Origin of the sequence: Microcella sp. (genome assembly GCF_051860105.1) — a bacterium.
Lineage (GTDB): Bacteria > Actinomycetota > Actinomycetes > Actinomycetales > Microbacteriaceae > Microcella.
In genome coordinates this window covers 1-1557 of sequence record NZ_JBHYEO010000036.1, presented here as the reverse complement: position 1 = coordinate 1557, position 1557 = coordinate 1, and the positions used below count along the sequence as shown (strand labels likewise).

Genomic DNA, 1557 nt, shown 5'->3' with positions numbered 1-1557 from the left:
CGCCGATCGATGGTCGCTACACGTTCCTGCTGCTCGGCGGCGATGCAGGCGATGACCGCATCGGCCTGCGGCCCGACAGCATGACGCTCATGAGCGTCGATGCCACTTCGGGCGCGGTGACCATGGTGGGCATCCCGCGCAATCTGTACAACGCGCCGTTCGCCGAGGGTTCTCCGCTCTGGGATGCGTGGCCGAACGGTTTCGACTGCGGCGACGACTGCCTGCTCGCGTACCTGTACCCGTGGGCCGAGGATCACCCCGAGCTGTACCCGAACGCCGAGCGGCAGGGCAGCACTCCCGCGCTCGAGGCGATGCGTGATGCCGTCGAGGGCGTGACGGGGCTGCCCGTGCAGTTCACCGTGCTCATCGACATGGCGGGCTTCGAGGGGCTCGTCAATGCGCTCGGGGGTGTCGTCGTGACGGTCGACGAGCCCGTGCAGCTTGGCATCAACGGCGGACCGATCGTGGGCGAGATCGCGGCGGGTGAGCAGTGGATGGACGGCTTCACCGCGCTCTGGTACGCCCGCAGCCGCTACAACCTGACCGATTTCGACCGTATGGAGCATCAGCGCGACATCCAGGAGGCGATGCTGCGGCAGCTCGAGCCGGCGACGGTGCTGACGCGCTTCCAAGCGATCGCCGAGGCCTCGAGCGATCTCGTGCGCACCGACATTCCGCAGTCGATGGTTGGCCTGCTGAGCGAGCTGGCGGTGCTGTCGCGCGATCACGAGATCCGGCGGCTCGAGCTCGTACCGCCGCTCATCGACAACGTCGAGCCCGACTACGCGTTCATCCACGAGTCGATCGCGGCGGCCGTTGCCCCGCGGCCGGAACCCACCACTGAGCCCTAGGCGCTCGCGCAACGACCGGAAGAAGCGCCCATGCCCGATGAGCCACGCCGCCTGTTGATCTGCCAGATCGCGTTCGAGAGTCTCGCCGGTTCGGAGATCGTGGTGCTCGAGCTCGTCGAGTGGTTCACGGCGCGGGGCTGGACGGTGGATGTCTCGACCACGCTGTTCGGCGAGCCAATCGAATCCGAGGTGGCCGGGCTCATCGCGGCGGGGCGGCTCCGCATCCTGCTGCCGGCCGACGTCGTCGCCGCGCGCGCCGAGCAGTACGACCTGATCTGGGTGCACCACTCGTTCCTGCCCGCGGCGATCATCGCCCAGCTCGAGCACGGGCCGATCTCGACGCCGATGATCTGGCATCACCTGTCGAGCTTCCAGAGCATCGGGCTGCCGCTGCTCTACGAGGCCGAGGACGCCCTCGCGTCGATCATCACGAGCATGGCGCCCGTCGCCCGCGATCGGGTGTCGGCGTTCGGCTTCGCGCAGCACCGCCTCGAGCTCTTCGACAACCCTGCTCCCGACGCATTTCTCGAGGTCGAGCGACCGGCGCCGGCGGAGCGGCTCGAGTCGGTGCTCGTGGTCTCGAACCACCCGCCGGCCGAGCTCGCCGCGGCGGCCGAGCTGCTCGAGGCGGGCGGTGTGCGCGTGAGCATCGCGGGGCTCACGGGGCAGTACGGCCGCGTGCTGCCGTCGAGTCTCGACGGCCGCG

At 69.2% G+C, this 1557-nt stretch carries 2 protein-coding genes; both read left to right on the top strand.

Translation table 11 applies throughout. The features are described 5' to 3' along the window. Positions 1 to 851, top strand: an 851-nt coding sequence (locus ACTIE9_RS12700; protein WP_439565935.1) for an LCP family protein, incomplete at its 5' end; no start/stop codon positions are given. 30 nt (positions 852 to 881) lie between these two features. Next, positions 882 to 1557 (top strand): hypothetical protein (locus ACTIE9_RS12695; protein ID WP_439565934.1); only part of this gene is annotated, 676 nt, incomplete at its 3' end.